This window comes from Variovorax sp. IB41, assembly GCF_016405905.1.
Taxonomy (GTDB): Bacteria; Pseudomonadota; Gammaproteobacteria; order Burkholderiales; family Burkholderiaceae_C; genus Variovorax.
Genome location: NZ_JAEFCB010000012.1, coordinates 62,017 through 87,984, shown reverse-complemented (window position 1 = coordinate 87,984; position 25,968 = coordinate 62,017). Strand labels below are relative to the sequence as shown.

The 25,968-nt window shown below is 67.3% G+C and carries 24 protein-coding genes; 10 read left to right on the top strand and 14 right to left on the bottom strand.

Going from position 1 to position 25,968, the window contains the following annotated elements; translation table 11 throughout:
- Positions 1 to 9: 9 nt before the first annotated feature.
- From JC881_RS21135 to pncB, 6 genes are all read right to left on the bottom strand, one after another.
- Positions 10 to 1,539 carry an MFS transporter gene (locus JC881_RS21135; RefSeq protein WP_198787658.1) on the bottom strand — a complete coding sequence of 510 codons (1,530 nt, stop codon included), beginning with the start codon at positions 1,537 to 1,539 and terminating at the stop codon, positions 10 to 12.
- Positions 1,540 to 1,647: 108 nt separating this feature from the next.
- The gene (locus JC881_RS21130) at positions 1,648 to 2,811 is read right to left on the bottom strand and encodes an MFS transporter (RefSeq protein WP_198787657.1); all 1,164 of its coding nucleotides are present in this window, start codon (positions 2,809 to 2,811) and stop codon (positions 1,648 to 1,650) included.
- On the bottom strand, positions 2,808 to 4,178 hold the full coding sequence (gene rmuC / locus JC881_RS21125; protein WP_198787656.1) for a DNA recombination protein RmuC: 1,371 nt from the start codon (positions 4,176 to 4,178) through the stop codon (positions 2,808 to 2,810). The genes JC881_RS21130 and rmuC overlap by 4 nt, the downstream gene beginning before the upstream one ends.
- Before the next feature lie 24 nt (positions 4,179 to 4,202).
- Positions 4,203 to 5,189: a 2-hydroxyacid dehydrogenase gene (locus JC881_RS21120; RefSeq protein WP_198787655.1), complete on the bottom strand. Its 987-nt coding sequence runs from the start codon at positions 5,187 to 5,189 to the stop codon at positions 4,203 to 4,205.
- An 11-nt stretch (positions 5,190 to 5,200) separates the two neighbouring features.
- Positions 5,201 to 6,613, bottom strand: a complete 1,413-nt coding sequence (locus tag JC881_RS21115) for a sodium:proton antiporter (protein WP_198787654.1) — start codon at positions 6,611 to 6,613, stop codon at positions 5,201 to 5,203.
- A 48-nt stretch (positions 6,614 to 6,661) separates the two neighbouring features.
- Positions 6,662 to 7,882 carry a nicotinate phosphoribosyltransferase gene (gene pncB / locus JC881_RS21110; protein ID WP_198787653.1) on the bottom strand — a complete coding sequence of 407 codons (1,221 nt, stop codon included), beginning with the start codon at positions 7,880 to 7,882 and terminating at the stop codon, positions 6,662 to 6,664.
- A 182-nt stretch (positions 7,883 to 8,064) separates the two neighbouring features.
- Between pncB and JC881_RS21105 the strand changes: the two genes are divergently transcribed.
- A complete protein-coding gene (locus JC881_RS21105; protein WP_093434272.1) occupies positions 8,065 to 8,298 on the top strand; it encodes a CsbD family protein in 234 nt (77 codons plus the stop codon).
- A 70-nt stretch (positions 8,299 to 8,368) separates the two neighbouring features.
- On the top strand, positions 8,369 to 8,776 hold the full coding sequence (locus JC881_RS21100; protein ID WP_093434274.1) for a hypothetical protein: 408 nt from the start codon (positions 8,369 to 8,371) through the stop codon (positions 8,774 to 8,776).
- A gap of 83 nt (positions 8,777 to 8,859) precedes the next feature.
- On the opposite strand, the gene JC881_RS21095 is transcribed toward JC881_RS21100, so the two are convergent.
- Complete coding sequence (locus JC881_RS21095; protein WP_198787652.1) at positions 8,860 to 9,306, bottom strand: acyl-CoA thioesterase; 447 nt, start codon at positions 9,304 to 9,306, stop codon at positions 8,860 to 8,862.
- Entirely contained in the window at positions 9,303 to 10,238 is a 936-nt protein-coding gene (locus JC881_RS21090; RefSeq protein WP_233101943.1) for a histone deacetylase family protein, read from the bottom strand. Before JC881_RS21090 ends, JC881_RS21095 begins: the two co-directional genes overlap by 4 nt.
- Before the next feature lie 170 nt (positions 10,239 to 10,408).
- Here JC881_RS21090 and JC881_RS21085 point away from each other — a divergent pair, with 170 nt between their 5' ends.
- Entirely contained in the window at positions 10,409 to 10,960 is a 552-nt protein-coding gene (locus tag JC881_RS21085) for a phasin family protein (protein ID WP_198787650.1), read from the top strand.
- 130 nt (positions 10,961 to 11,090) lie between these two features.
- Complete coding sequence (locus JC881_RS21080; RefSeq protein WP_198787649.1) at positions 11,091 to 11,849, top strand: 3-hydroxyacyl-CoA dehydrogenase; 759 nt, start codon at positions 11,091 to 11,093, stop codon at positions 11,847 to 11,849.
- On the opposite strand, the gene JC881_RS21075 is transcribed toward JC881_RS21080, so the two are convergent.
- Positions 11,797 to 12,750, bottom strand: a complete 954-nt coding sequence (locus JC881_RS21075) for a YihY/virulence factor BrkB family protein (protein WP_198787648.1) — start codon at positions 12,748 to 12,750, stop codon at positions 11,797 to 11,799. The genes JC881_RS21080 and JC881_RS21075 overlap by 53 nt on opposite strands.
- 85 nt (positions 12,751 to 12,835) lie before the next feature.
- On the opposite strand from JC881_RS21075, the gene dnaG reads away from it, so the two are divergent.
- Entirely contained in the window at positions 12,836 to 14,827 is a 1,992-nt protein-coding gene (gene dnaG, locus JC881_RS21070; protein ID WP_198787647.1) for a DNA primase, read from the top strand.
- Between the two features lie 123 nt (positions 14,828 to 14,950).
- On the opposite strand, the gene JC881_RS32725 is transcribed toward dnaG, so the two are convergent.
- Entirely contained in the window at positions 14,951 to 15,283 is a 333-nt protein-coding gene (locus JC881_RS32725) for a hypothetical protein (protein WP_332875267.1), read from the bottom strand.
- Here JC881_RS32725 and rpoD point away from each other — a divergent pair.
- Positions 15,276 to 17,462 carry an RNA polymerase sigma factor RpoD gene (gene rpoD, locus JC881_RS21065; RefSeq protein WP_332875266.1) on the top strand — a complete coding sequence of 729 codons (2,187 nt, stop codon included), beginning with the start codon at positions 15,276 to 15,278 and terminating at the stop codon, positions 17,460 to 17,462. The genes JC881_RS32725 and rpoD overlap by 8 nt on opposite strands.
- Positions 17,463 to 17,570: 108 nt before the next feature.
- On the opposite strand, the gene JC881_RS21060 is transcribed toward rpoD, so the two are convergent.
- The gene (locus JC881_RS21060; protein ID WP_198787645.1) at positions 17,571 to 18,746 is read right to left on the bottom strand and encodes a hypothetical protein; all 1,176 of its coding nucleotides are present in this window, start codon (positions 18,744 to 18,746) and stop codon (positions 17,571 to 17,573) included.
- Between the two features lie 147 nt (positions 18,747 to 18,893).
- Here JC881_RS21060 and JC881_RS21055 point away from each other — a divergent pair, with 147 nt between their 5' ends.
- From JC881_RS21055 to sugE, 3 genes are read left to right on the top strand one after another with little or no spacing between them, the layout of a single operon-like run.
- Positions 18,894 to 20,129, top strand: coding sequence for a multidrug effflux MFS transporter (locus JC881_RS21055; RefSeq protein WP_198787644.1), 1,236 nt, complete (start codon positions 18,894 to 18,896; stop codon positions 20,127 to 20,129).
- Positions 20,130 to 20,143: 14 nt separating this feature from the next.
- Positions 20,144 to 21,274, top strand: a complete 1,131-nt coding sequence (locus tag JC881_RS21050) for an HPP family protein (protein WP_198787643.1) — start codon at positions 20,144 to 20,146, stop codon at positions 21,272 to 21,274.
- A 34-nt stretch (positions 21,275 to 21,308) separates the two neighbouring features.
- A complete protein-coding gene (gene sugE, locus JC881_RS21045; protein ID WP_198787642.1) occupies positions 21,309 to 21,629 on the top strand; it encodes a quaternary ammonium compound efflux SMR transporter SugE in 321 nt (106 codons plus the stop codon).
- Between the two features lie 12 nt (positions 21,630 to 21,641).
- Here the strand turns inward: sugE and JC881_RS21040 are convergent, their stop codons facing one another.
- The 3 genes from JC881_RS21040 to JC881_RS21030 are packed head-to-tail and all read right to left on the bottom strand — an operon-like array spanning position 21,642 to position 24,828.
- Positions 21,642 to 22,628 (bottom strand): tripartite tricarboxylate transporter substrate binding protein, encoded by a 987-nt coding sequence (locus JC881_RS21040; protein WP_198787641.1) that lies wholly within the window; start codon positions 22,626 to 22,628, stop codon positions 21,642 to 21,644.
- A gap of 38 nt (positions 22,629 to 22,666) precedes the next feature.
- Positions 22,667 to 23,875, bottom strand: coding sequence for a CaiB/BaiF CoA transferase family protein (locus JC881_RS21035; protein WP_198787640.1), 1,209 nt, complete (start codon positions 23,873 to 23,875; stop codon positions 22,667 to 22,669).
- Positions 23,872 to 24,828: a hydroxymethylglutaryl-CoA lyase gene (locus tag JC881_RS21030; protein ID WP_198787639.1), complete on the bottom strand. Its 957-nt coding sequence runs from the start codon at positions 24,826 to 24,828 to the stop codon at positions 23,872 to 23,874. The genes JC881_RS21035 and JC881_RS21030 overlap by 4 nt, the downstream gene beginning before the upstream one ends.
- A 111-nt stretch (positions 24,829 to 24,939) precedes the next feature.
- On the opposite strand from JC881_RS21030, the gene JC881_RS21025 reads away from it, so the two are divergent.
- Positions 24,940 to 25,857: a LysR family transcriptional regulator gene (locus JC881_RS21025; RefSeq protein WP_198787638.1), complete on the top strand. Its 918-nt coding sequence runs from the start codon at positions 24,940 to 24,942 to the stop codon at positions 25,855 to 25,857.
- The last annotated feature ends 111 nt before the right edge of the window (positions 25,858 to 25,968 follow it).

Here is a 25,968-nt window from a genome sequence, read left to right as displayed (position 1 = left end):
GGCGCGGCCTCAGGCCCGCGCGGGCAGCGCCGCGGCCCGCGGCCTTACGCGCACCAGCAACCCCGCCGCGAGCAAACCGGCCACGCCAGCACAGGCCACGGCGGCGTGGAACCCGCCCGCGAGAGCGCCGGCCAGCAGGGTGTGCGCTGTGTCCGCATCGAGTGCGGCCAGCGCGGCGAGGTCATGCCGCGAGACGGCCGCGACGGCTGCCTGTTGCGCATCGCGAAGCCCGGCCTGCTCGAGCGCGGTGGCCAGCAGCGCGGTCGCCCGCGTGCTCATCAGCGTGCCCAGGAGCGCGATGCCGATCAGCATGCCGGCCTGGCGCAGCGCGTTCATCGTGGCCGAGGCCATGCCCGAGCGCTGCGCGGGCACGGACGCCATCACCGCCATGCTCGTGGACGGCACCGCCAGGCCCGTGCCCGCGCCGAGGAACACGAACAGCAGCGCCAGCAGCAGGTAAGGCGTTTCGGCCGAGAACAGCGTGAGCAGCAGCATCGCGCCGCCGATGAGCGCGTAGCCAGCGACCATCAGCGTGTGCACCTCGAAGCGCCGCGCCAGCCGGCCGAACTGCGAAGCGACAAGGCCGGTCGCGACGAACTGCGGCACCAAGCGCCAGCCGGTGTCGCTGGCCGACCAGCCCTGCACCTGCTGCAGGAAGAGCGAGAAGAAGAACAGGCTCGCGTACGACGAGAAACCGAGCACGAACGAGGCGAAGTTGGTGGCCGAGAAACGCGCATCGCGGAACAGCGCGAGCGGCAGCAGCGGCCGCGCCACGCGCGCCTCCACCATCAGGAACAGCGCAAGTCCGACGGCTGCGGCCACCAGCGCGGTCGCGGCGCGGCCGGAACCCCAGCCATGCTCGCCGGCGGCGATCAGCCCGTAGGTCAGCGCACCGAGCCACAGCACGCTGAGCACCTGCCCGAGCGGATCGAGCGCCGCGTGCTCCGGGTGCGAACTCTCGCGGATGCCCCAGAGCCCGAGCCCCACGGTCAGCACGCCGATCGGCAGATTGATGAGAAAGATGCTCTGCCAGCCCGCGTGGTCCACCAGAAGCCCGCCGAGCATCGGCCCGAGGATCAGCGACAGCGCCGTGAACGACGACCAGCCGCCGATCACCCGCGCGCGGCTGGCGGGCTCCGGAAACGCATGCGCCAGCAGCGAGAGCGCGCCGGGAATCATCAGCGCGCCCGCCACGCCCTGCACCGCGCGCCCCGCCAGCAGCGTGGAAAGATTGCCGGCCATCGCGCACATCGCCGAGCCCAGCGTGAACACGACCACCCCGGCCAGCCACGCGCGCTTGCGGCCGTAGCGGTCGCCCACCGGACCCGCCGACAGGATGAAGGCCGAGAGGCACAGCGCGTAGATGTCGATCACCCACTGCAGGCCGGCCAGGTCGGTGGCGAGCGCGCGCTGCAGCGTGGGCAGCGCGACGTTGACGATGCTCACGTCGAGCGTGGCGATGAAGCTGCCCAGGTACACCGCCGCCACGAGCGCGAGGCGGCGGCGCGGATCGGTCTGGACCGAAGTCGGGGAGTCCATGGACGCCTTCCTTGTTGAAGAAGGCGCCGATACTGACTTCGAGTCAGTTAAAAGTCAACCAGATGAGAATTACTCTTATCTGGAACGTGGATTTCGCCTGAAAGCCGCCTAGAGCTTCAGCCCCCACGTCGCCCGCGCGCCCAGCGCCAGCACGCCGCCCACGACCCAGAACACCCCCGCGATGCCGATCAGCGCCCCGAGCGAGCCGAACAGCATCGGCATCGCCACGCTCGAGGCGTTGATGGTCATGAGCCGCAGCCCCAGCGCCTCGCCGTGCCGCGCGTGCGGGGTGATCTGGTGCAGCATGCTCATCACCATCGGCTGCACCGCGCCGAGCGCGAAACCGAGGACGACCGAGCACAGGCCCATGGTCCAGGCCGAGTCGAGCAGCGGATACACCGCGAACATCGCCGCCGTGACGATGGTGGAGCTCAGGATCACGCTGCGCTCCGACGCGCGCGAGGCGATGAGCGGCAGCACCACGCGGATCGCGGCGGCCGCGATGGCGAACGCGCCGAGGATCGAGCCGATCACCGAGGCGCTGATGCCGCGGTCGTGGCCCAGCACGGGCAGCACGAAGGCATGCACGTCCCAGCTGGACGACTGCAGCCAGTTCACGAACAAGAGGCGGCGGAACATGGGTTCTCGCAGCAGGTCCCAGGCGCGCGTCGGCACGGCGCCCACCGCGGGGGCTGCCCGTGGCGGCTCGTAGGCGCCGCGCGCGAGCATCCAGCAAAGGATCGGCAAGAAAGCCATCGCCGCGAAGCAGACGCGAAACGCCAGCAGGTCCGCGGGCGCGCGGCCGGCGTGGTCGATCAGCATGCCGGCCAGGAAGGGCCCGACGAAATTGGCCACCGCGGGCGCGATGGCCAACCAGCTGAACACGCGCTTGAGCTGCGTCGCATTGGTGGCCGAGCGCCCGACGTGCCGCTGCAAGGCGATGACGGTCGCGCCGGTGGCGCCGCCCGTCAGCAGCGCCGCGATGCACATGACCGGAAAGATCGGAAAGACCAGCACCAGCCCCGCGCCGACCGAGGCGGCGATCACCGACCACCAGAGCGGCCGCTTGAACCCGTGCCGGTCGGCAAAGCGCCCCGCCGGCAGCGCCAGGAACACCTGGGTCAGCGCGAACAGCGCGATCAGCACGCCGACCGCCGCCGCGCTGTAGCCCTGCTGCAGCGCCAGCAGCGGCGTGGCCAGGCGCATGCCGGCCATCGTGGCGTGCAGGCAGACCTGGGCGCCGATCACACGCAGCAGTTCGGAGCCTTTCACGGGGTGTCGTCGCCCTCGGTATCGGTGGTCGGGGGCAAAAGCACCTGCGACTGCTCTTCGGGCATTGCTTCGACCTTGCGTAACGCACGCTGCATTTGCTTGGCGCGAGTGGCGGCTTCGTCGATGGTGTCGGAAGCTTTGCCCACTTGATCCTTGATGCGCTCGACCCACTTGCCGTAGCGCTCAAACTCGGTCTTGACCGCGCCCAGCACCTTCCAGACCTCCGAGGCCTGCTGTTCCAGCGCGAGCGTGCGAAAGCCCATGTGCAGGCTGTTGAGCATCGCCAGCAAGGTGGTCGGGCCGGCCAGCGTCACGCGGTGCTGGCGCTGGATGGCGTCCATCAGGCCGGGCCGGCGCAGCACCTCGGCGTAGAGGCTCTCGACCGGCAGAAAGAGGATCGCGAAATCGGTCGTGTGCGGCGCGGCGAGATAGTTCTCGGCGATCGAACGCGCCTCCAGGCGGATGCGCGCTTCGAGCGCCTTGGCCGCGAGTTCGGCGCCAGCTGCATCGGCGCGCTCGTGCGCATCGATCAGGCGCTCGTAGTCGTCGCGCGGAAACTTGGCATCGATGGGCAGCCACACCGGCGCACCGTCGTCGCCGCGACCCGGAAAGCGGATCGCGAAATCGACGCGCTGGCCGCTGCGCGGCTTGGTCTCGATCTGCTTGGCGTACTGCTCGGGCGTGAGCACCTGCTCGAGCAGCGCCTCCAACTGCACCTCGCCGAACACGCCGCGCGTCTTCACGTTGGTCAGCACGCGCTGCAGGCTCCCGACGCCGACGGCCAGCGTCTGCATTTCGCCCAGGCCCTTGTGCACCTGCTCGAGCCGGTCGGCCACCTGCTTGAAGCTCTCGCCCAGGCGCGCCTCGAGCGTGCTCTGCAGCTTTTCGTCGACGGTCTTGCGCATCTCGTCGAGCTTGGCGGCGTTGCTCTGCTGCAGCTGCGCGAGCTGCGTTTCCATCGTCGCGCGCACTTCGGCCAGGCGCCGCGCGTTCGATTCGCTCAGGCCCTGCAACTGGGTGTTGAGCGTGTCGGCCAGCGACTTCTGCAGCGATGCGAGCTGCAGCGCGAAGGCGTCGAGCTGCGCGTTCTGCGTGCGCGTGGCCTCGGCGCCCTGCTGCACCAGCGACTGCTGGAAGGTGGCGAAGGCCTGTGCCGTTTCCTGCCGCGTGCCGCGCGCGCTTTCGCCGATGTCGTTGCGCAGTTCGCGTTCGGTGCGCTCATTGGCCGATCTCAGCGCGGCCAAGAGGCCCAGCATCTCGCCGTGGTCCGGCTTGGGCTGCCGGCGTGCGAGCAACCAGATCACCAGCACGAGCTGGACGACGGCGAGCGCGGCCAGCGCGAGAAGAATCAACTCAGTCGGTTCCAAGGAGCGTCGCTGTGTGTCAGGTGTTTACTTCGTGGCGGCTGGAACGGGCGTGACCGGCGTGAGCGGCCCCTTGCCGCTGAAATACGCGATGAGGTTGTCGGCCGCGAGGTCGGCCATGGCGCGGCGCGTGGGCACGGTGGCGCTCGCGATGTGGGGCGTCAGCACGACATTGGGCACGGTCAACAGGTCCGGGTGCACCTTGGGCTCGCCCTCGAACACGTCCAGGCCCGCCGCCGCGATGCGCTTCTCGCGCAGCGCCACGGCCAACGCCGCGTCGTCGACGATGCCGCCGCGCGCGATGTTCACCAGCGTGGCGGTCGGTTTCATCAGCGCGATCTCGCCCGCGCCGATGGTGTGGTGCGAAGCGGGCGAATACGGCACGACCAGCACGACGTGGTCAGCGGTCTTGAGGAGTTCTTCCTTGCTCACGTAGCTGGCCTTGCAGTCGGCTTCGAGCTTTGCATCGAGGCGCGAGCGGTTGTGATAGATCACCTTCATGCCGAAGCCGTGCGCGCCGCGCCTGGCGATGCCCTGACCGATGCGGCCCATGCCGATGATGCCGAGCGTGGCGCCGTGGATGTCGGAGCCCGCGAACATGTCGTAGCTCCACTTCTCCCACTTGCCGGCGCGCAGGAAATGCTCGCTCTCGGTGATGCGGCGCGCGGTCGCCATGAGCAGCGCGAAGCCGAAGTCGGCGGTGGTCTCGGTCAGCACGTCCGGCGCGTTGGTGCCCAGCACGCCGTGCGCGGCCATCGCATCGACGTCGAAGTTGTTGTAGCCCACGGCCATGTTGGCGCAGATCTCGAGGTCGGGGTTCGCGTCGAGCACGGCAGCATCGATGCGCTCGCTGCCGGTGGTGAAGGCGCCCTGCTTGCCCTTGAGCCTGTCGATGAGTTGCTCTTTGCTCCAGCTCTCGTCGGACTGGTTCGACTCGACCTCGAAATGCTGCGACAGGCGCTCGATGGTCTCGGGAAAGATCGCGCGCGCGACCAGGATCTTGGGCTTGCTCATGATGTGTGCACTCAACGGAAGAAGAGGAAGGTGGAGATGACGAACAGCGGAATCAGGATGGCCACGGACCACGCCATGTAGCCGAAGAAGCTGGGCATGCGCACGCCGCGGCTCTCGGCGATGGCCTTGACCATGAGGTTGGGCGCGTTGCCGATGTAGCTGTTGGCACCCATGAAGACGGCGCCGGCCGAGATGGCGGCCAGCGTGCTCGCGTAGGTGGTCATGAGCGCGGCCGGGTCGCCGCCCGCGGTGTTGAAGAACACGAGGTACGTCGGCGCGTTGTCCAGGAACGAACTCAGCACGCCTGTCGCCCAGAAGTACATCGCCGGGTCGGGCTGGCCGTCGGCACGCGTCACGGCCGAGACGATGGCGCCGAACGGGCCTTGCGTGCCGGCCTTGAGCATCGCGATCACCGGGATGATGGTGAGGAAGATGCCCGCGAAGAGCTTGGCCACCTCGGCCATCGGGCCCCACTCGAACTGGTTGTCGGCGTGCACCTTGGGCGCGGTGAGCTTGTAGGAGACAAGGGCGATCAACAGCAGCCCCACATCGCGCACCAGCCCGGGCAGCCCGACCGGGGTGCCGAATACATCGAAGCTCACCGGCGATTTCCAGAAGCCGCTCAGCAGCACCAGCACGACCACGCCGCCCAGCAGCCAGAAATTGGCGGCGCCGTCGAAGCCGATGCGCGGGGTGTCGGGGGTCGGGTCGACCGGCAGCACGCCCTCCTTGCGGTAGTAGTGGCGGTCGATGGCATAGAACAGCGCCAGCAGCACGCCCACGATGAAAAGCGTCTCGGGCAGGATGTTCTGCACCGTCCAGAAGAAGCTCACGCCCTTGAGGAAGCCGAGGAACAGCGGCGGATCGCCCAGCGGCGTGAGCGAGCCGCCCGCGTTCGAGACGATGAAGATGAAGAACACGATCACATGCACCTTGTGCAGGCGGTTGTCGTTCGCGCGGATCAGCGGCCGGATCAGCAGCATCGAGGCGCCCGTGGTGCCCATGAAACTCGCGAGCACCGCGCCGATCGCCAGGATCGCCGTATTGAGACCCGGCGCCCCGTGCAGGTTGCCGCGGATGTGGATGCCGCCCGCCACGGTGAAGAGCGCCGTCAGCAGGATGATGAACGGGATGTACTCGGCCACCAGCGCATGCACCAGTTGCCCGCCCGCGAGGCCCGCGCCGTAGATGGCGGCAAAGGGCAGCAGGAAGGCCAGCGCCCAGGCCGCGGAAATCTTGCCGTAGTGGTGGTGCCAGAAAGACGGAGCCAGCAGCGGCAGCAGCGCGATCGACAAAAGGATGCCGGCAAACGGAACGCCCCAGAGCGGCGAGAGCACGGCGCCGTCGAAATCCGCGGCGCGGGCCAGGGCGGGAAAGAGCATGGGCAGCACTGCGGCTGCCGCGAGGCGGAGGGTCTTTTTCATGGGTGCCGTACCGTAACAGACCGAGCTCGGGCCGAGGCCGGGCCGCGCTCAGGCGGCCGGCTGTTCGATCTCGAACACCTGGCGCAGATACGCCAGGTATTTTTCGTCCTCGCACATGTTCTTGGACGGCGTGTCCGAGAGCTTTGCGACCGGCTGGCCGTTGCAGTGGATCATCTTGATGACGATCTGCAGCGGCTCGTAGCCCAGGTCGTTGGTGAGGTTGGTGCCGATGCCGAAGGCCAGCTGGCAGCGGCCGCGGAACTGCTGGTAGAGCTCGATGGTGCGCGGCACCGTGAGGCCGTCGCTGAAGATGAGCGTCTTGGTGAGCGGATCGACCCGGTTGGCCGCGTAGTGCGCCAGCATGCGCTCGCCCCACTGGAACGGATCGCCGCTGTCGTGCCGGGCGCCGTCGAAGAGCTTGCAGAAGTACAGGTCGAAGTCGCGCAGGAACGCGCTCATGCCGTACACGTCGGACAGCGCGATACCGAGGTCGCCGCGGTATTCGCGCGCCCAGCTCTCGAAGCCGAAGATCTGGCTGTCGCGCAGCCGCGGGCCGAGCGCCTGGCAGGCCTGCAGGTATTCGTGCGCCATGGTGCCGAGAGGGATGAGGCCCAGCTTCATCGCGTACAGCACGTTGCTGGTGCCCGCCAGCTGCGGCAGCCGGGCGCCGGGCTTGGCCTGCATCGGCGGCGGCGTGACGGCGCCCAGGCGCGAGTTCAGGGTGCGAAGGACTTCTTCGTGCCAGTCTTTCGAGAAGCGGCGGCGCGTGCCGTAGTCGGCGATCTTCAGGTCCGCCAGGCCCGCGTCCTGCAACTGGGCGATCTTGGTTTCCAGGCGGCGGCGGCCTTCCTCGATGTCGGGCTTCTTCTGCGTGTTGCGAAAGTACACCTCGTTGACGATGGCCAGCACCGGGATCTCGAAGAGGATGGTGTGCAGCCACGGCCCCTGGATGCGGATCTCCAGTTCGCCCGAGGGCTGGGGAATGATGTTGATGTACTTCTCGTTGAGCCGGAAGAGCCCGAGGAAGTCGACGAAGTCGCTCTTGATGAAGCGCATGGACCTCAGGTAGGCCAGCTCAGCGTCGCGGAACTGCAGCGAACAGAGGCTGCGCACCTCGTCGCGGATCTGGCCCGCGAACTGCGCCAGGTCGACGCCGGGGTTGCGGCACTTGAAGCGGTACTCGACCCGGGCGCCCGGGAAGTGATGCAGGACCACCTGCATCATCGTGAACTTGTAGAGGTCGGTGTCGAGCAGGCTGTGGATGATCATGGTCGTCGTCGGTGCGCGGTGTCTCAAACTTTTCGGCGTCCGCTCGATTATCACGGGCAGCGTCGGCCTCTGCCTACGGGGGCTGCACAGCACGTCCTACCGGCAGGGCGAATCCATCACGAGACATTCGTTTCACGGCGGCGACACAGCCCGCCGAATCAACCTCTCAAAGGAGATTCGCAATGAACAAGGACACCATCGAAGGCAACTGGAAACAGCTCAAGGGCAAGGCCAAGGAGCAATGGGGCAAGTTGACCGACGACGACTTCGACGTCATCGCCGGCAAGCGCGACCAACTGCTCGGCCGCATCCAGGAACGCCACGGCATCAGCCGCGATGAAGCCGAAAAGCAAGTCAAGGACTGGGAATCGCGCGACGGCCGCTCGCCGGATGCGCTCTGGTTCGAAAAGTACTGATCCCAATGCCGGCTGGCCGTCAGCCAGCCGGAACGCACCCGAATTTCAACAACCTCGAAGGAAAACTCCAATGAAAAAACACCTGCTCATGCTCGCTCTCGCCTCCACCTGTTTCGTCGCCACGCAAGCCAGCGCGATGACCGGTGACGAACACAAGGTCGCCAAGGAAAAGATCGAGGCCGACTACAAGGTCGCCAAGACCCAGTGCGACACGATGAAGGACAACGCCAAGGACGTCTGCCAGAAGGAAGCCAAGGGCAAGGAAGACGTCGCCAAGGCCGAACTGGAACAGCAATACAAGCCGAGCGACAGCAATGCGCGCAAGGTCGCTGAAGAGAAGGTGAAGGCCACCTACGAAGTCGCGAAGGAAAAGTGCGACGACCAGAACGGCGCCGCCAAGGATGCCTGCCAGAAGCAGGCCAAGGCTGACGAAGCCCAGGGCAAGGCCGAAGTCAAGGCCATGAAGAAGGCCATGTAAGGCACTGCGGCCCGATCGGTAGATCGGCCGCATGACAAAAGACAACGGCGCCCTCGGGCGCCGTTTTTCTTGGGGACCGGGGATCAGGCTTTCAGCGTGTCGACCACGCGCTGCAGCGCCTCGGGCAACGGCACCGGCCGCTGCGTCTCGCGGTCCACGTAGACGTGCACGAAGTGGCCTTGCGCGGCCGCGGTGTCGGCGCCTTCGGCGAAGAGCGCGATTTCATAGCGCACGCTCGAGCGCCCTGCCTGCGCCACGCGGATGCCGGCCTCCACCGTCTGCGGGAATGCGATCGGGGCGAAGTAGTTGCACTGGGTCTCGACCACGAAGCCGATGGTCTGCCCCTGGTGGATGTCGAGCGCGCCGCGCTCGATGAGGAGGGCATTCACCGCCGTATCGAACCAGCTGTAGTACACGACGTTGTTGACGTGGCCGTACATGTCGTTGTCGGCCCAGCGCGTCGGGATGCTGCGGAACGCGCGGTAGCTGCTGCGGGAATTCGGCGTGGGTTTGGCGGCGGAGGAGCTCATCGCGCGGCATTTTGCCAGCGGCGCCAGTAGTCGAACGCCACGCGGAAGGTGCCCAGCTGCACCTGCACGGTTTCCGCGATGTCGCTGGCGTAGCCGCCGGCCATGGCGAAGGCCACGGGAATGCGGCGCTGCCAGGTCCAGTCGAACACGCGGCGATCGCGCGCCTCCAGGCCGTCGAAGCTGAGTTTCAGGCGGCCGAGGCGGTCGCGCTCGAAGGGGTCGGCGCCGGCCAGATAGATCACGAGACCGGGGGAGAAGCGGCGATCGAGCTCGTCCAGGGCATGCTCCAGCGCGGTGAGGTAGTCGGCATCGCCGCAGCCGTCGGGCAGTTCGACGTCCAAGTCGCTGGCCTCCTTGCGGAAGGGAAAGTTCTTCTGGCCGTGCATCGAGAGCGTGAAGACGCTAGGGTCGTCGCGAAAGATGCTGGCCGTGCCGTTGCCCTGGTGGACGTCCAGGTCGATCACCGCGACCTTCAGCTGCCGGCCGCTGCGGCCGTGCTCCGCCTGCATCAGCCGGGCCGCCACGGCCGCGTCGTTGAAGACGCAGAAGCCGCCGCCCTTGTCGGCATAGGCGTGGTGCGTGCCGCCAGCCATGTTCGCCGCGATGCCGCCTGCGAATGCGGCGCGGCAGGCGGCGATGGTGGCGCCGGTGGAGCGGCGCGAGCGCTCGACCATCGCCTCGCTCCAGGGGAAGCCGATTTCGCGCGTCGCCTGCGGGCTCACGCTGCCGTCGCTGATGGCGGCGATCCACTGCGGTGTGTGGGCCAGCGCCAGTTCGCCGTCGCTGGCGCGCGGGGCCTGGTCCATTTCGACGGCGGGCAGGTGTTCCTCCAGGCGATCGCGCAGCAAGGCGTAGCGCGACATGGGAAAGCGGTGGCCGGGCGGCAGGGGCAAGACGAACTTGCCGGAATAGAAGGCGCGCATGTCCGGCATTCTGCGTTGCGGGCCGGTTTTAGAAGGTGACCTCTAGATTGCTGCACAGCAGCAAAAACCCCTTGATCGAGAAACTCAGCTGCCTATACTTGAGGCCATGCTGCACCGCAACAAAGACGACGAGGCGCAGCGCAACGTGAATCGACCACCATCCCTTCTGGAGATCCCAAATGGCCCTGACCGCTGACCAAATCCTCGCCGCCCAAAAAGCAAACCTCGAAACCCTGTTCGGCCTGACCACCAAGGCTTTCGAAGGCGTCGAGAAGCTCGTCGAACTGAACGTGACCGCCTCGAAGGCTGCCCTGGCCGAAGCTGCTGGCACCGCCCAAGCTGCGCTGAACGTCAAGGACGCGCAAGAACTGCTGACGCTGCAAGCCAGCCTGTTCCAGCCCCTGGCCGAAAAGACCGCCGCCTACAGCCGTCACCTGTACGACATCGCCCAAGGCACCGGCGCGGAATTCTCCAAGGCTTTCGAAGCCAAGGCCTCTGAAGCCCAGCAAACTTTCGTCGGCCTCGTCGACAGCGCTTCCAAGAACGCCCCCGCCGGTTCGGAAACCGCCGTCGCCGTCCTGAAGAGCGCCGTGGCCGCCGCCAACAACGCATTCGAATCGGTCCAGAAGGCTGTCAAGCAAGCTTCCGACGTCGCCGAAGCCAACTTCAACGCCGTGTCGACGCAAGCCGTCGCTGCCGCCAAGACGGCCACCGCTTCGCGCAAGCGCTAAGCACCGACCACCACCAGTTGTCTCCTTGGGTCCTCACGGATCCAATTCAGGGCCTCATCTTCGGATGAGGCCTTTTTTTTGGCCCAACGTGCGTCTTCGATAATGCCGGTCTCATTTCAGGAGACTCTCCATGCAGATCGACGGCAAGGTTTTTATCGTGACCGGGGGCGCTTCGGGCCTCGGCGAAGGCGCGGCGCGCATGCTGGCCGCCAATGGCGGCAAGGTGGTGATCGCCGACATGCAGGCTGAAAAGGGCGAAGCCGTCGCCAAGGACATCGGCGGCGTGTTCGTCAAGTGCGACGTGAGCCAGGAAGCCGATGGCCAGGCCGCGGTTGCAGCCGCCGCGAAGCTGGGCAAGCTGGTCGGCCTCATCAACTGCGCGGGCATCGCGCCGGCCGAAAAGACCGTGGGCAAGAACGGCCCGCACGCGCTGGCCGTGTTCAGCAAGACCGTCACGGTCAACCTGATCGGCAGCTTCAACATGATCCGCCTGGCGGCCGACGCGATGAGCAAGAACGAGCCCGAGGCCACCGGCGAGCGCGGCGTGCTGATCTCGACCGCCTCGGTCGCGGCCTACGACGGCCAGATCGGGCAGGCCGCCTACAGCGCCTCCAAGGGCGGCGTGGTCGGCATGACCCTGCCCATCGCCCGCGACCTCGCGCGCAACGGCATCCGCAACATGACCATCGCCCCCGGCATCTTCGGCACGCCCATGCTCTTCGGGATGCCGCAGGAGGTGCAGGACGCGCTGGCCGCCAGCGTGCCCTTCCCCTCGCGCCTGGGCACCCCCGAGGACTACGCCAAGCTCGCGAAACACATCATCGAGAACGACATGCTCAACGGCGAGGTGATTCGTCTGGACGGAGCGATTCGACTCCCTCCACGTTGACACCGGGCACCGTCGGCGGCACTGCGGTGCTGCCCGTGCGGTCCAGCCGCTCGTACTGCGCGATCACCTGCGCGCCCAGCAGCACGAGCGTGGCGGCGATCTCCAGGCTCAGCAGCACCACGATCGCCGTGGTGAGCGAGCCGTAGACCACGTTGACCTGCGAAAGTGTCGAGAAATACCAGATCAGCACCCGCCGCGTCGCTTCCCACAGCAGCGCGGCGGTCACGCCGCCCAGCAGCGCGTGGCGCAGCGACATCCGGCCGGCCGGCATCACGAGGTAGAGCGAGGTCAGCATGAAGATCTCGCCGCCCAGTCCCAGCAGGTACAGCAGCAGCCCCGAGACGCCCGAGAGCGACCAGTTGCGCCCGAACAGGTCCACGCTTTCCTGCCCCACCAGCTGCAGCGCGCCCGACACCAGCGTGACCAGCAGCAGCCCCACGCACAGGCACAGGATGTAGATGTAGGGCATCGCCACCGAGACGAGGAAGTGGCGCTTGTGGTCGGCCTTGCGGTGGTGAAAGATCACCGCCATGGCGCTCTCCAGGATGCTGAAGGCCAGCGAGCTGAAGAAGATCATCGTCACCAGCAGCACCGGGCCCATCACGTCGCGATGGTCCAGAAAGCTCGACAGCTCCGTCACGATCGCCTTCGATTGCCCCGGCAGCAGCCATTCGAGATACCGCCCGATGGTGCGCAGCAACTCGGCCTGATCGATGACATGCGAGATCGCGATCACGCTCACGATCAAGAGCGGCACGATGGACAACAGCGCGTAATACGCCACCGCGCCCGCGAGCAGCAGCCCCTGGTTGGCGCGAAAGGCCTTCAGCGCATCCCAGATGAATCGGAGCGGGTGCCGCAGCAGCGGCGCGGCGTGTTGCAATGGGTTGGGCGTCGTCATGCGTTGGGAATCAGGATCGCATTCAGTATGCCGCTGCGCCGCCGGAGGCCGGCCGCTTGCGTATGATTTGCCGCTCTTCGCCTACATGACCATCCCCGCCTCATTCATCCAGGAACTCATCGCGCGCGCCGATGTGGTCGAGATCGTCGGCCGCTATGTGCCGCTCAAGAAGGCCGGCGCTAATTTCATGGGGCTGTGCCCCTTCCACGGCGAGAAATCCCCCTCTTTTTCCGTCAGCCCGACCAAGCAGTTCTATCACTGCTTCGGCTGCGGGGTGCATGGCAACGCCATCGGCTTTCTCATGGAGCACGCGGGGATGGGCTTCGTCGAGGCGGTGCACGACCTGGCCGGCCAGTACGGCCTGCAGGTGCCCGAAGACGACGCCTCCCCCGCCGAGCGCGCCCGTGCCGCCAGCCAGCGCCAGAAGCAGGCCACGCTGACCGACGTGCTCGAGAAGGCCGGCGACGCGTATCGCAAGTCACTGCGGCAGGCGCCCGGCGCCATCGACTACCTCAAGGGCCGGGGTGTCTCCGGCGAAGTGGCCAAGCAGTTCGGCATCGGCTATGCGCCCGCGGGCTGGCGGGCTCTCGCCAGCGTATTCCCCGACTACGACGATCCGCTGCTCGCCGAGAGCGGCCTGGTGATCGTCAACACCGAAGACGGCCAGCTCGAGGCGAGCGAGGCCAAGCGCTACGACCGTTTCCGCGACCGCGTGATGTTCCCCATCCGCAACGTCAAGGGCGAATGCATCGGCTTCGGCGGGCGCGTGCTCGGCGACGAAAAGCCCAAGTACCTGAATTCGCCCGAGACGCCCGTCTTCAGCAAGGGCCGCGAGCTCTACGGCCTCTACGAAGCGCGCGCTGCCTTCCGCGACCGCGGCTATGCGCTGGTCACCGAGGGCTACATGGACGTGGTCGCCCTCGCGCAACTGGGCTTTCCGAACGCGGTGGCCACGCTCGGCACCGCCTGCACGACCGAGCACGTGCAAAAGCTCTTCCGCTTCACCGAATCGGTGGTCTTCAGCTTCGACGGCGATGCCGCCGGCCGCCGCGCCGCGCGCAAGGCGCTCGACGGCGCCCTGCCCTATGCCACCGACGTGCGCAGCATCAAGTTCCTGTTCCTGCCGGCCGAGCATGACCCCGACAGCTTCATCCGCAAACACGGCGCCGAGGCCTTCGCCCGCTTCGTGACTGAAGCCACGCCGCTGTCGCGCTTCATGCTCGAGGCAGCGCGCGAAGGCTGCGACCTGACCACCGCCGAAGGCCGCGCCCACATGACCAGCAACGTGCGCCCGCTCTGGAGCGCGATGCCGGACGGCGCGCTCAAGCGCCAGCTGCTGAGCGAGATCGCCACGCTGGTGCAGCTCGACGCAGCGGCCCTTTCGGACCTGTGGGCCTCCACGCCCGGTCCGCGCAAGGCCGCGGCGCCGCCTGCGCCGCGCCACAGCGAATCCAGCGGCGACGACGGGGACTATCCGGACATGCCGCCGCCGATGGAATTTGAAGCGCCGCGCTATGAAACCGATAGCAAGCCGCGCAAATTCGTCAAGGGCAAGCGCTGGGGCGGCAAGTACGAAGAGTCCATCGAGCCGCTGCGCGGGCGGGGCAAGCCCCCGAGCCGGCCCGACGTGGCGGTGCGCCTGCTGCTCTCGAACATGGCGCAGTGGGACGCGCTCTCGCACGAGTTGCACCTCATGCTGTGCGACCTGCCCGGCACGCACGGCGCGCTCTTCACCTGGCTCGACAGCCAGTTGCACGAGCATGGCGTGCAACCCTGGGCGGCCTTGCGCGAAGGCATGCGCGGGCTGGATTTCGAGGCGCTGGCCGAGCGGCTCATGAACGTCGCCGACGCTGCGCCGGTACCCGAGGGCGAAGAGGAACAACACCTGGCCGATGCGGCCAAGGAGCTTTCCAGCGTGCTCGACTTCATGCTGGACGACCGCCTGAAGGCCCAGCAAAGCGAAGCCATCGCCGCGGTCGGAAAAGATCCGAAAGCCCTGGAGCGCTACAAGGCGCTCGAGGCGCGGCGGTTGGAATTGCGCAACCGCCTGAGTCCGCGCGGTTCAGAAACTGCTTGAAATTTGTGCAATACGCTATAATGTAGGGCTTCGCAACTGGCGAAATCAGACAAGAGCGACAGCAGCACCTCCGGGCCGACCCCTAGCGCAACGCACTCCAACGGTAAATTCCGGCGGAAAGGGTCAATAACCGCAAGGACTGCACACCAAATGTTCGCCCGACATCTTGTCTGCTGAGGAATTAATTCCTCTTTCCCAATTGTTTATGTCCGTGCCTGTGCGCGGGCTGTGGTGGCGCTGCCCGAATGGCAGTGCGCCTGTGATTTCCGCTTGTCCATTCTTGTCGTAACGAGGTCGTATGCCCAGTTCAAAGAAGCCTGCTATTTCACTCGCCAAAAGCGTCGCCAAAAAGCCTGTAGCAGAGAAACCGTTGAAAGCCGGCAAGACGCCGGCATCTAAGACGAGTGCCGCCGCGTCCAAATCGGCACCCGCAACGAAAGTGAAAACCGTGCCCACGAAAACGACCACCCTCGACGATCCCAAGAAAGTCGCCGCTCCCACTGCCAAGAAAGTCGGCCGTCCGCCCAAGGCTGCCGGTGCCGCCGCACCTGCCACCGGCGCCAAGCGCGGCCGCAAGCCCAAGGCCGGCAACGACGCCCCCGAGAGCGACGTCGACCTGTCGGACATCGAGGAAGACCTGGCCGGCGACGAGCCGGCGGTCGCCACGACCACCGAAGAAAAGGTCAAGCCGCTTCGCATGAAGATCAGCAAGGCGAAGGAACGCGCCTTGATGAAGGAGTTCGGCCTCGACGAGACCGTGCTCTCCGAAGAAGACCTGGCCAAGCGCCGCTCGCGCCTGAAGACCCTGATCACGCTGGGCAAGACCCGCGGCTACCTCACGCACGGCGAAATCTCCGACCACTTGCCCGACAAGCTGGTCGATGCCGAGACCATGGAAGTCGTGGTCACCATGTTGAACGACATGGGCGTGGCGGTGTACGAGCAGACGCCCGACGCCGAAACGCTCCTCCTGAACAACACCGCGCCCACCGCCACCACGGTGGAAGAAGCCGAGGAAGAAGCCGAAGCCGCGCTCTCCACGGTGGACAGCGAATTCGGCCGCACCACCGACCCCGTGCGCATGTACATGCGCGAAATGGGCACGGTCGAGCTGCTGACGCGCGAAGGCGAAATCGAAATCGCCAAGCGCATCGAAGGCGGCCTCATGGCCATGATGGAAGCCATCTCGGCCTCCCCCGCCACCATCGCCGCGATCCTGGAGATGGCCGCGACGATCCGTGAAGGCAAGGTCGTCATCTCGACCATCGTGGACGGCTTCTCGAACCCCAACGAGGCCGACGACTATGTGGCCGAAGAAGACTTCGACGAATTCGACGAAGAAGACGACGACGACGGCAAGGGCGGCTCCAAGGCGCTCACCAAGAAGCTCGAGGAACTCAAGCGCGAAGCGCTCGATCGCTTCGACCGCATCGCCGGCATGTTCGAGAAAATCCACAAGATCTACGAGAAGGAAGGCTACGGCACACCGGCGTACACCAAGGCCCAGCAGGCCGTGTCCGACGAGCTGATGACCATCCGCTTCACGGCCAAGACCATCGAGAAGCTGTGCGACCTGGTGCGCACGCAGGTGGACGACGTTCGCAAGAAGGAACGCGAGCTGCGCCGCATCATCGTGGACAAGTGCGGCTTCCCGCAGGACGAGTTCATCCGCGACTTCAGCGGCTACGACAAGAACGGCAACCGCATCCCCTCGAACCTCTTGAACCTGAAGTGGGTCGAGAAGCAGGCTGCCGCCGGCAAGCCCTGGAGCGCCGTGCTCGCGCGCAACATTCCGCCGGTGCAGGAACTGCAACAACGCCTCACCGACATCCAGTCGCGCGTGGTGGTGCCGCTCACGCAGCTGAAGGACATCAACAAGCGCATGAACGAAGGCGAATCGTCTTCGCGCGATGCCAAGAAGGAAATGATCGAGGCCAACCTGCGCCTCGTGATCTCCATCGCCAAGAAGTACACCAACCGCGGCCTGCAGTTCCTCGATCTGATCCAGGAAGGCAACATCGGCCTGATGAAGGCGGTGGACAAGTTCGAATACCGTCGCGGCTACAAATTCTCGACGTACGCCACGTGGTGGATTCGCCAGGCCATCACCCGCTCGATCGCCGACCAGGCGCGCACCATCCGCATCCCGGTGCACATGATCGAGACGATCAACAAGATGAACCGCATCTCGCGCCAGCACTTGCAGGAGTTCGGCTTCGAGCCCGACGCCGGCATCCTGGCCGCCAAGATGGAGATCCCGGAAGACAAGATCCGCAAGATCATGAAGATCGCCAAGGAGCCGATCTCGATGGAAACCCCCATCGGCGACGACGACGATTCGCACCTGGGCGACTTCATCGAGGACAGCAGCAACACGGCGCCCATCGAGGCCGCGATGCAGGCGGGTCTTCGCGACGTGGTCAAGGACATCCTGGACTCGCTCACGCCGCGCGAAGCCAAGGTGCTGCGCATGCGCTTCGGCATCGAGATGTCGACCGACCACACGCTGGAAGAAGTCGGCAAGCAGTTCGACGTGACCCGCGAGCGCATCCGCCAGATCGAAGCCAAGGCGCTGCGCAAGCTCAAGCACCCGTCGCGTTCGGACAAGCTGCGCAGCTTCATCGACACGCTCTGAGGCATGGGTTCTCCGGCACCGGCGACGGTGTCGGAAGGCTCGAAAAAAGGCCCGGAACCGCTTCACGCGGTCCCGGGCCTTTTTCTTGGGGCCGGTGCACCGATTTCTTCAGAGCGCCGCGAGCCCCTCCACCAGCGCCTCGCGGTCCAGCTTGCGCTGCTCGCCGCGCGACCACGAGAAGATGTCGTAGCCGTTGCTGTAGAGCACCGCGCCGTCGGGTGCGAGGTCGAAGTGCGCCACATGCGAGGCGATCACGCGCGGGCTCGCGCGGCGGCCTTCCTGCGCGATCAGCTGCCACGACCCGGGCACGAGGTTGCCCGAGTACTGCGGGTCGCTGCGCACCTTCGACAACTCGATCATCCGGCCGTGCAGCCAGAGCTTGCCCAGGTCCTGGTCGAGCTCGGGCGTGCGCGGGCCGCCGGCCGAACGCAGCGGCTCCTTGCCGTAGATCATCGAGAAGAAGTTGAGGTAGCCGAAGACCGCCTTGCCCAGGCGCAACGGCATCATCAGCGTGTCCTTGATCGCGCCGCCGGCGCGCTCGTGCGCGGGCTTTTCCACCGGCCGGCGGATCGCGTAGAGCGTGCCGTCGGACGCGATGCGCGGAACGATGTAGTCCCACTCGGGGTCGTCGAGCAGGCTGTCCATCTGGGCGCTCTTGTAGTCGAGCCAGTTCACCGTCGAATGCCCCATCGCGACGACGACGCCGCTCTCGGCATGCCGCGCGACGCCGCACGACTGGTAGACCAGCGTCGAGGGCGCGCCCGGCATCGCGGCCGGCGCGGCGTCCAGGCTGTCGCCGCCGGTGATCGCGCCCTTGGCGTTGCCCTCTTCGTCGAACACCTCCAACTGCGCGGTGCCGTCGGGCTGACCCACGGCCAGCACGAGGTGGCGCGTCTCGGGCACATAGGCCATGCCCAGGATCGGCGTGTGCTGCCGATGAAAGAGCCGCACCTCGCGCTTCTCGTCCAGCTCGTAGCGGAACAGGCCGATGCTGCGCCCCACGCTCAGCACGTAGTAGATGGTGCGCGGCCCGCCGCGGCAGACGTGCTGGAAGCGCGCCGGCGCCATCGCGCCGCCCGGCCCGCCCCGGCCCCACAGCGCGGCGCCCGAGAGCATGCCCTGGGACTCCTCGCGCTCGGCGTGCTTCCAGGAAGTGGTGCGGCGGCTGTTGGCCTCGCGCTGGATCAGCTCGCGCGCGAACGGCGATTCGATCTGCACCGGCGCGGCCTGGCCGCCGCGCAGCCACAGCTCGCCACGGGTGATCGACAGAAACTCCTGACTCATTCCTCGTCCCTTCTTCTTCATGCACGCAGGCGCGCAGTTTAGTGGGCGGCCCGCCCCGGCGAACGTCCGGCGCGTCTGCTACGCTCGCACTCTTTCGGTGCGCACCCTTGGCGCGCCGTTCTCGCAGCTCTTCTTCCCATCCAAGCCATGAATCCCGACGCCGACAAACTCTGGCAGGCCCCGCGTTGGGCGCTGGCCGTCCTGCTCGCGGTGCTCGGCATGCTCGGGCCGTTCTCCATCGACACCTACATCCCGGCCTTCTCGGGCATCGCGCGTTCCATCGGCGCGACGCCCGCCGAGATGCAGCAGACGCTCTCGGCGTACCTCTTCGGCTTCGCGTTCATGAACCTGTTCCACGGCGCGCTGTCGGACAGCTTCGGCCGCCGGCCCGTGGTGCTGTGGGGCCTCGCAGTATTCACCATCGCCTCGCTGGGCTGCGCGCTGTCGCAGAACATCACGCAGCTGGTGCTGTTCCGCGGGCTGCAGGGCCTCTCGACCGGCGCGGGCATCGTGGTCTCGCGCGCGGTGATCCGCGACATGTTCCCGCCCGCCGAGGCGCAGCGGGTGATGAGCCAGGTGACGATCTACTTCGGCGTGGCGCCTGCGATCGCGCCGATCATCGGCGGCTTCCTGTTCGTGCATGCGGGCTGGCACGCGGTGTTCTGGTTCCTGGTGGCCGTAGGCGTGGTGCTGTTCGTGGCCAACTACAAGCTGCTGCCCGAGACGCTGCACGCCTCGCACCGCCAGTCGTTCCACGTGCGGCACTTGCTGCGCGGCTACTGGGACCTGTGCTCCGACCCGCGCTTTCTGCTGCTCGCGCTCGCGAGCGGCGTGCCCTTCAACGGCATGTTCCTCTACGTGCTGGCCGCGCCCGCGTTCCTGGGCGACCACCTCGCGCTGCAGCCGCAGCAGTTCTTCTGGTTCTTCCTTCTGACCATCGGCGGCATCATGCTCGGCGCACGCGCCAGCGGCCGCATGGCCGGCAAGGTCACGCCCAAGCGGCAGATCCGCGACGGCTTCCTCATCATGCTGGTCACCTCGGTGGTCAACGTGGTGGCCAACACCTTCTTCACGCCGCACGTGGCCTGGGCGCTGTGGCCGCTCGCGGTATTCGCCTTCGGCTGGGCGCTGATGGTGCCGGTGGTCACGCTGCTGGTGCTCGACCTGCACCCCGAGCGCCGCGGCATGGCCTCGTCGCTGCAGGCGGTGATCGGTTCGACCGCCAACGGCGTGGTCGCCGGCGCGATCGCGCCGCTGGTGATGCACTCCACGCTGGCGCTGGCGGTCACCTCCACGCTGATGCTGGGCATCGGCCTCGTCGCCTGGGTCTGGCTGCACGGCCGCTGGCCCGAGATCGGCCGCAGCCTCGCCCACGAAACCTGAAAGGAACCGGCTCGATGCGGCTCTCCGCAGTTCTTGCCTATGCGCGCGCCTGGCTGCCGGGCCGCACCGCCGTCGACATGCGCGAGCGCCTGCGCGCCGTGTGCGGCGCGGCCATCGGCCTCTTCGTCACCGCGGTGCTGTGCCGCTGGCTGGCGGGGCCGCTGGGCAGCGCCGTCTGGCTGATCGCGCCGCTGGGCGCGAGCGCGGTGCTGGTGTTCGCGGTGCCCGCGAGCCCGCTCGCGCAGCCCTGGTCGGTGATCGGCGGCAACACGCTGTCGGCCGTGGTCGGCATCGCGAGCGTGAGCTTCATTCCCGACCCGGCCGTGGCCGCCTCGATCGCGGTGGCCGGCGCCATCGGCGTGATGTTCTTCGCGCGCTGCCTGCACCCGCCGGGCGGCGCGGCGGCGCTGCTGGCGGTGCTCACGCACACCACGCATTTCTCGTCGGCGCTCTTTCCGTTCTTCACCAACTCACTGCTGCTGGTGCTGGCCGGCGTCGTCTACAACTCGCTCACCGGCCGGCGCTATCCGCACGTGCAGGTGGCGCAGCCGCCGCGCGCCGATGCGCGCTTCAGCCAGGCCGACATCGACGCGGTGCTCGCCCGCTACAACCAGGTGCTGGACATCAGCCGCGACGACCTCGAATCGCTGATCCAGCAGACCGAGCTGGAGTCGTACAAGCGGCGCCTGGGCACGCTCGATTGCGGCGACATCATGTCGCCCAACCCCGTGTCGGTGGAGTTCGGAACGCCGCTGCAGGAGGCCTGGGCGCTGATGCACGACAAGCGCATCAAGGCGCTGCCGGTGACCGACCGCACGCGCCGCGTGGTGGGCATCGTCACGCAGGCCGACTTCTTCCGCCAGCTCGACCTGCAGCACCACGAAGGCATCGCGGGCCGGCTGCGCGACCTGATCCGCGCCACGCGCACGGTGGTCTCGAACAAGCCCGAGGTGGTCGGCCAGATCATGACGCGCCAGGTGCGCGTAGCCAGCGCCGAGCGGCCGGTGGTCGATCTCGTGCCGCTTTTCTCCGAAGGCGGCCACCACCATATCCCCATCATCGATGGTGAAAAGCGCCTCACCGGCATGATCACGCAGTCCGATTTCGTGCGCGCGCTTTACCGCGCCGTGCGGCCGGAGAACTGAAACCCCTCTCTATCGTTTTCACCAAGGAGCGCGCATGGCCTGGGTCGTATTGCTGGTGGCTGGTCTGCTTGAAATGGGATGGGCCATCGGCCTCAAATACACCGAAGGATTCACGAAGTTCTGGCCGTCGGTGGGCACCGTGATCTCGATGATCCTGAGCATCGTGCTGCTGGGCTGGGCGATGCGCTCGCTGCCCGTGGGCACGGCCTACGCGGTGTGGACCGGCATCGGCGCCGTGGGCACGGTGATCCTGGGCATCGTGCTGTTCCACGAGCCGGCCAATGCGGCGCGGCTCGCGTGCGTGGGGCTGATCGTGGCGGGCATCCTCGGGCTCAAGCTCACGAGCCCGGCTTGAATTGCCTGGCTGCTACTCCAGCACCACGTTCGCCTTCTTCACGAGCGCCGCATAGCGCGCGGCCTCGGTGCGAAAGTAGCTCGCGGCCTCGTCGGATGAAGTCGGCTTGATGACGTTGCCTTGCTTGTCCATCGCCTCGCGCACCTCGGCGCTGGTGTAGGCCGCCACCACTGCGTCGTGCACGCGCTTGATGTCGGCCGCCTGCATCTTCGGCGGGCCGATCACCGCGAACCAGCCTTCGACCGCGTAGTTCGGCAGGCCCTGCTCCGCGATCGTCGGAATGTCCGGCGCGGCCGGCGAGCGCGACGGCCCGCACACGCCGATGGCACGCAGCGCGCCGCTCTTGATGTGCTGTTGCACGGCGGGCAGCGCGACCACGCCGATCTCGACCTGCCCCGCCATCATGTCGGTCACCATCGGGCCGGTGCCCTTGTACGGAATGTGCCGCGCCTTCACGCCGGCCTCGTCCATGAACATCTCGCCGGCCAGGTGAATGATGGTGCCGTTGCCCGACGAGGCGTAGTTGTAGCCCTCGGGCTTCGCGCGCAGCAGCGCCACGAGCTCCTTCACGTTCTTCGCGGGCAGCTTCGGGTTCACCATCAGCACCAGCGGCGTCGCGCCGACCACGCTGATGGGCGTGATGTCGTTGATCGCATCGAAGGGCATCTTCTTGAACACGCTCGGATTGATCACGTGGTTGTTCGACACCATGCCCAGCGTGAGCCCGTCGGGCGCCGCCTTGACGATGGCCGCGGTGCCGGTGATGCCGCCCGCGCCCGGCATGTTCTCGATCACCACCGGCTGGCCGAAGGCCTTGCCCAGCGCCACCGAGGCGGCGCGCACGATGTTGTCCACGCCCGAGCCGGCGCTGATCGGCAGGATGAAGCGGATCGGTTTGTCGGAGCCCTGTCCAAATGCGGGGAATGCAGCAAGCGCCGCGGCGCCCGCGCCCAAGCCCAGCATCGTGCGGCGCGTCATCGGAAGGAAGTTCGTGGTCATGGTCTTGTCTCTCTTTATGTTTTGAAGAATCGCCGGCGTCAGCTCACGGCCGCATCGGCATGCATTGCATCGACCTGCGCGTCGGCGTAGCCCAGTTCGGCCAGCAGTTCGCGCGTGTGCTCGCCGAGCGTCGGCGGATGCAGGCGCACGCCCAGGCGCTCGCCGCCTAGCGTGATCGGGAAGAGCGTCGTCTGCGCCATCTGCCCCGCGCGCTCGCCGTCCGGAAGGCGAATGTCCGCGAGGCCGCCGGTGGCCTTCAGGTGCGGATCGGCGTACAGGTCCTCGGGACGCGTGATCGGCGCGAACGGCAGGCCCCGCGCCTCGAAGATCGCCGAGAGCTCGGCGGCCGAACGGTCGGCCAGCCGCGCGCGCAGGTCGGCCAGCAGCGTGGGGCGAAGGCGCACGCGTTCGTTGTTCGTGCGCAGGGCCGCATCGGCCTTCAGGTCATCGAAGCCCAGCGCGTCGCAGAACACCGTCCATTGCGCGTCGCTCACTGCGGCCAGGAAGATCTGCTCGCCGTCCTTCACGGTGAACACGTCGTACAGCGCCCAGGCCGAAATGCGCTCGGGCATCGGCGCGGCCGCCTGCCCCGTGATCGCGTACTGCAGCATGTGCTGGCCGACCAGGAACACGTTGTTCTCGAACAGCGCCGACTGCACCTCCTGCCCCTTGCCGGTCTCGGCGCGCTGCATGAGCGCGGCGATCGCGCCGATCGCGCCGAACATGCCGCCCATGATGTCGTTCACGCTCGTGCCCGCGCGCAGCGGATCGCCGGGGCGCCCCGTCATGTAGGCCAGGCCGCCCATCATCTGCACCACCTCGTCGAGCGCGGTGCGGTGCTCGTAGGGGCCGGGCAGGAAGCCCGTGTGGTTCACGTACACCAGGCGCGGATTGAGCTTGCCGAGCGCGGCGTAGCCCAGGCCGTACTTGTCCATCGTGCCGGGACGGAAGTTCTGCGCCACCACGTCGGCCGTGGCGCACAGGCGCAGCGCCGCCTCCAGCCCCTGCGGGTTGCGCAGGTCCAGCGCGATGCTTTTCTTGTTGCGGTTGAACATCGGGAAGAAGCCCGCGCCCGCGCCCAGCAGGTGCCGCGTGCGGTCGCCGTCGATCGGCTCGACCTTGATGACTTCCGCGCCCAGGTCCGCGAGCACCATGCCGCAGGTCGGGCCCATGACCATGTGCGTGAACTCGACCACGCGGATGCCTGCGAGCGGCAGGCGCTTCGGCTCGGTGGCTGCAGCGCTCATGCGGCCACCTCTTCGGCCGCAGCGGCCGGTGCGAAGGTCTTCGGAAAGCCCGCGCGCCACACCGTGCCCTGCAGCGTCTCGCCATCGAGCCAGCCGGCCACGCGCTTGCGCAGGTCCAGCAGCTTCGGCAGGTCGACGCCGGTCGCGACACCCATGCTCTCCAGCATGAAGACGAGGTCTTCGGTGTCGACGTTGCCGCTCGCGCCGGGCGCATGCGGACAGCCGCCGATGCCGGCCAGGCACGCATCGAAACGCGTGATGCCGACCTCCAGCGCCGCATACGCATTCGCGAGCCCGAGGCCCCGCGTGTCGTGGAAATGGCCGCACCAGAGCCGGTCGCCGGCGATGCGCAGCGCGCGCTCGAAGAGGCTGCGCACCATCGCCGGATCGGCGTAGCCCACCGTGTCGGCGAGGCTCACGCGGTCGGCGCCCGCATCGAGCAGCGCCTGCATGAGGCGCAGCACTTCGTCGGGTGCGACATGGCCCTGGATCGTGCAGCCGAACGCCGTGCCCACGCCCCCGTCGATCAGCGTCTTCGAGCCCGCCGCGTCGCGCGCGGCGCGCATGCGCCCGACCTCGGCCACCACCTCGTCGGGCGTCTTGCGCAGGTTGGCGAGGCTGTGCGCGTGGCTCGCCGAGAGCGGCACCATCATCAGGTCGGCCTCGCCCGCGATGGCGCGCTCCGCGCCCTTGAGGTTGGGCACGAGCACCGAGGCGAAAAGGCCCGGCAGCGTCTTGGCATAGGCCAGCAGCTCGGCCGTGTCGGCCAGCTGCGGCAGCAGGTGCGCCGGCACGAAGGAGCCGACCTCGATCTCGCGCTGGCCGGCCGCGTGCGCGTCGCGGATCCATTCGAGCTTGCGTGCGGTGGGCAGCACGCGGGAGATGCTTTGCAGCCCGTCGCGCAGGCCCACTTCGCGAACGACCGCGCGGGGCGGCAGGAAGGCGTGAATCAAGTCTTGTCTCCGTCGTGTGAGGGTACGGCGTCGATGTTAGAAGTTCCGATTCGGTCCAGAAGGTATATTTTGGAAGCCAACTGCTTCCAAAACGGAACACCACAAAACAACATGAGAGACCTCGACCTCACCACGCTGCGCCTGTTCGTCGCCGTCTGCGAAACCCGCAGCATCGCGCGCGCCGGCGAACAGGCCAGCATCGTCGGCTCGGCGATCAGCAAGCGCCTCGCGCAGCTCGAAGACACCGTCGGCACGCCGCTCCTGCTGCGCAAGCGCCGCGGCGTGGTGCCGACGCCGGCCGGCGAAACGCTGCTCGAACATGCGCGCGCCATGCTCGGCAGCGCGACGCGCATCGAGCGCGACATGGCCGCGTACGCGGGCGGTGCGCGCGGGCATGTGCGCATCCTCGCCTCGGCCTCGGTCATGGCCGAATCGCTGGCCGAGGACGTGGCCGGTTTCCTCAAGGACCCGGCGCACCGCAACATCCGCGTCGACATGGAAGAGCGCGTGAGCCCCGAGATCGTGCGCGGCATCCGCGAAGGCGTCGCGTCCATTGGCCTGTGCTGGGACGCGGCCGATCTCGAAGGGCTGGAGCGGCGCGACTACCGCTCCGACCACCTCGCGATCGTCGCGCACCCGTCGCACCCCGTGGCCCGCCACGAGGCGGTGCGCTTCGAGCAGGTGCTCGATCACGAATTCGTCGGCATGCCCGCGCTGAGCGCCGTGCAGCTGATGCTCGCGCGCGAGGCGGCCGTTGCCGGCAAGCCGCTCGTGTACCGCGTGCTGGTGTCCAACTTCGATGCGGCGCTGCGCGTGGTGCGCGCAGGGCTCGCGATCAGCGTGGTGCCGGCCGAGGTCGCGCGGCCTTTCGCCGAGGCTTTTGGCCTCAGGCTGATGCCGCTCACCGACGAGTGGGCGCGGCGGCGCTTCGCGATCTGTTTCCGGGGCGAGGCGGCGCTGTCGCCTTCGGCGCAGTTGCTGGTGGCGCACCTCGAACGCTGCGCGACGGACCGGCCGGGCAGCGCCTGATTCGTCCGATAACGGAAACGATCCATTGCGGCGGCGGTGGTTTTTGTTTCGTTTCCGGCAACCTAGCATTCGGTCTGTTCACGCTGTCACGCCATCCCAACCGAAAGTCCG